The organism is Halorubrum ezzemoulense DSM 17463 (assembly GCF_002114285.1).
Classification (GTDB): Archaea; Halobacteriota; Halobacteria; order Halobacteriales; family Haloferacaceae; genus Halorubrum; species Halorubrum ezzemoulense.
This window is the reverse complement of record NZ_NEDJ01000134.1, coordinates 1-3,636: the sequence shown is the minus strand read 5'-3', so window position 1 is coordinate 3,636 and position 3,636 is coordinate 1. Positions and strand designations below refer to the sequence as shown.

The following is a 3,636-nucleotide window of genomic DNA, read 5'->3' as shown; positions in this document are numbered from 1 at the left end:
TTTATACCCCAGTGCGCGGTCTCGCAGTGTATGACGACGCTCGCCTCGGTCCTCGGCGTGACGACCGTCGCCGGGGTCGCGACCGGGATCGGGGCCCTCCCCGTCTTCTTCCGGCACCGCGTGACACACCGGATCTACGACGGTGCCCTCGGGCTGGCGGCCGGGCTGATGGTCGCCGCCAGCGTGTTCGGCCTCGTGATCCCCGGCATGGAGGAGGGGACGCTCCGCGCGGTGATGGCGGGGGTGCTCCTCGGCGGGGCGACGCTGCTTGGCGGGAACTACCTCATTCCGCACCTCCACGCGGAGTACCGGGCGTGGTTCGTCGAGGGCGGCGCGACCGCAGACGACGCCGCGGTCATGGAGCCGCCGACCGGGGACTCTGTCGCCGAGGGTGTCGCCACCCGGGGCTCCGCCGCCGAGGGAGGCGACGCGGAGCCGGAATCGGTCGACGAGGACGCCGGGACGCTCGCCGAGCGCGAGTCCTCGCTCCGGAAGGCGCTGCTCATCGGCGGGGCGATCACCCTCCACAACGCCCCCGAGGGGCTGGCGATCGGCGTCGCGTTCGCCTCCGGGCTGGAGGAGGTCGCGCTGTTGCTCGCGGTCGTCATCGGCCTTCAGAACGTGCCCGACGGGTTCGCGTTCGCGGTGCCGATGGCGGAGACCGGGATGTCGAACCTCCGGGTGGTCTGGTACACGACCCTCTCGGGAGTGGTCCCGCAGGTCGTCGCCGCGGTCTTCGGCTTCTCGCTCGTGTCGGTCGGGGCCGGACTGTTCCCGGTGTCGTCGGGGTTCGCCGCGGGCGCGATGCTCGCGGTCGTCTTCCGCGAGCTGATCCCATCCTCGCACGGGCACGGGCACGCCGACGCCGCGACCGGCGCGTTCCTCGTCGGCTTCGTCCTGCTCGTCGTCGTCGACGCCGTCGTCGTGGTGTGAGCGGGCGCCGGACGCTGGAAGCGCACGACCGCGGCACAGGCCCGGGTGCGGGCGTCGGTCGCTACTCGTTGCGCGGGCTACTCGGGTGGTAATCGGTGTCGTACTGTCCCGGGTTGCCGTCGACGCGGTCCGGGTTGATCCGGCCGCCGAGCAGCATGAAGTCGAGCACCGTACAGTACAGCATCGCCTCGACGACGGGGACGGCCCGTGGCGGGAGGACGGGGTCGTGGCGGCCGACGACCTGGACCTCCTTCTCCTCGCCGGTCTCCCAGTCGGCCGAGCGCTGCTTCTTCGGGATCGAGGTCGGCGCGTGCCACGTCGCCTCGCCGTAGATCGGCTCGCCCGTGGTGATCCCGCCCTGGAGGCCGCCGTGGTCGTTGCCCACGGGGACGGGGTCGCCCTCCTCGCTCTCGACGTGGTCGAACGACTCGCCGTCGTCGAACGTCCAGTCCTCGTTGCGCTCGCTGCCCGCCACGTGCGTTGCGTCCTTCCCCAGCCCGTACTCGACGCCGGTGGTCGCCGGGATGGAGAACATCGCCTGCCCGAGGCGGGCGGGGAAGCTGTCGAAGCGCGGCGATCCGAGCCCCCGGGGGACGCCCCGGCACTCGAAGTAGATCGAACCGCCGATCGAGTCGCCCTCCTCCTGGTACTCCTCGATCAGCTCCTGCATCTCCGCGGCCGCCTCGGGGTCGGCGCAGCGCACGTCGTTCTCCTCGCTGTGTTCGAGGATCTGCCCGAAGCTCACCGGGGCGGCCTCGATGTCGCCGATGCGATTGACGTGCGCTTTGATCTCGACGTCGTGGTCAGAGGCGTCGAGCACCTGTTCGGCGACCGCGCCGGCCGCGACCCAGTTCACCGTCTCGCGCGCCGAGGAGCGCCCGCCGCCGCCCCAGTTGCGTGTGCCGAACTTCGCGGAGTAGGTGTAGTCGCCGTGCGAGGGGCGCGGCGCGGTGACGAACGGCTCGTACTTCCCCGAGCGGGCGTCCTTGTTCTGGATCACCATTCCGATCGGGGTGCCCGTGGTGTAGCCGTCCTGGACGCCGGAGTTAACGACGACCTCGTCGGGCTCGCCCCGCGAGGTGGTGATCATCGACTGGCCCGGCTTGCGCCGGTCGAGCTGCGCCTGAATCGCCTCCTCGTCGAGCTCGACGCCCGCTGGCACGCCGGAGACGGTGACGCCCATCGCGTCGCCGTGGCTCTCGCCGTAGGTCGTCAGCTGGAAGAGTCGGCCGAACCGGTTCCCGTTCATACCGGTACGTGTGGCCGGGGGCTTATAGGGGTTGCAATCCGCGCAACGAGCGGCGCTCGCCCGGACTTCGAGACGACGCGCCGACCGGCGCGCGACCGACGGCGGTATGTAAGGGGAACGCGTTGGTGGGTGCGTGCGCGACCGCTTCACCTCCGACCTCGGCGTGTACGCCCTTTCGGGGCTGTTTTCGCTCGTCGTCTTCGCCCTCGCGCTCGGCATCCTCTCGCGGACGCTCCCCGGCGGGCTCGCGAGCCGCCAGCTCGGGGGACTGATCGTCGGCTACCTGCTGTTCGTCGGCGTGTACACGACGGCGTGGTTCATCTACACCGGGATCGACAGCCGCGAAGAGGTCTGACCGTCGAGTCGCCGCCGCCCGCGGAGCCCCGCCTCCGACCGAGTCGGATCCGCCTGCCGAACCGTTTTCACGTCGCCGCGAGACGGGGCGGGTATGAGTTGGGACACCATCGCCTTCGACGTCGACGACCGCGGAGTCGCGACGATCACCGTCGACCGACCGGAGCAGCTCAACGCGCTCACCGCCGAGACGCTCGAAGCGATCGAGGACGCGCTCGACGAGGCCGCCGAGCGCGACGCTCGCGTCCTCGTGATCGCCGGTGCGGGCGACGAGGCGTTCGTCGCGGGCGCGGACATCTCGCACATGGTCGACCTCTCGACGCCCGAGGCGCAGGCGTACGCCGAGCTCGGCCACCGCGTCGCGGACGCGATCGAGACGTTCCCCGCGCCGACGATCGCCGCCGTCGACGGTTACGCCTTCGGCGGCGGGTGCGAGCTCGCCCTGGCCTGTGACCTGCGGGTCGCCGCCGAGAGCGCCGTCCTCGGGCAGACCGAGATCGATCTGGGGATCATCCCCGGCTGGGGCGGCACGCAGCGGCTCCCGGCGCTCGTCGGCGACGAGGTCGCCCGCCGGCTGATCTTCCTCGGCGAGCGCATCGACGCGACCGAGGCGGCCGAGGTCGGGTTCGTCGGCGAGGTCGTCGCGGACGACGACTTCGAAGACCGGATCGACGATCTGGCCGGCGAGCTGGCAGCGAAGCCGGCGACCGCGCTGCGCGCGGCGAAGGAGGCGCTGAACGCGGCCAGCGAGGGGTCGGCGGCGACCGGGCTCGCCTTGGAGCGCCGTGCGTGGGCCGGCCTCTTCGGGACGCACGATCAGCGCGAGGGGATGACGGCTTTCTTGGAGAAGCGCGATCCGGAGTTCGAATAATGCGGTAGCGGATCGCTGTCGGTGCTGTGCCGAGGTGTGGTGCCGCGCGCCGTCGAGCGGCCGCCCTCGGCGGCCGCGAGAAGCGCGTGCGAGGGACGCCGCGAACCGCCAACAGGCCGTGAGCGGCAGCGAGGCGCGACGCCTCTGGCAGCCGGCGGCGTGGCCGCCGGCGACGAGGCCGGGGAGGCGTGAGGTGCGGTCGCTGTGCGGGGCGGGACTCGAAGGGGCG

The 3,636-nt window shown here is 71.8% G+C and carries 4 protein-coding genes; 3 read left to right on the top strand and 1 reads right to left on the bottom strand.

Annotated features, from left to right (window positions below):
* Window positions 1–30: 30 nt before the first annotated feature.
* On the top strand, window positions 31–933 hold the full coding sequence (locus tag B9H04_RS17625; RefSeq protein WP_049929689.1) for a ZIP family metal transporter: 903 nt from the start codon (window positions 31–33) through the stop codon (window positions 931–933).
* Window positions 934–994: 61 nt separating this feature from the next.
* Here the strand turns inward: B9H04_RS17625 and aroC are convergent, their stop codons facing one another.
* A complete protein-coding gene (aroC, locus tag B9H04_RS17620; RefSeq protein WP_049929688.1) occupies window positions 995–2,182 on the bottom strand; it encodes a chorismate synthase in 1,188 nt (395 codons plus the stop codon).
* Between the two features lie 133 nt (window positions 2,183–2,315).
* On the opposite strand from aroC, the gene B9H04_RS17615 reads away from it, so the two are divergent.
* On the top strand, window positions 2,316–2,537 hold the full coding sequence (locus B9H04_RS17615; RefSeq protein WP_049929687.1) for a hypothetical protein: 222 nt from the start codon (window positions 2,316–2,318) through the stop codon (window positions 2,535–2,537).
* Between the two features lie 93 nt (window positions 2,538–2,630).
* On the top strand, window positions 2,631–3,407 hold the full coding sequence (locus B9H04_RS17610; RefSeq protein ID WP_049929686.1) for an enoyl-CoA hydratase/isomerase family protein: 777 nt from the start codon (window positions 2,631–2,633) through the stop codon (window positions 3,405–3,407).
* Window positions 3,408–3,636: the final 229 nt, after the last annotated feature.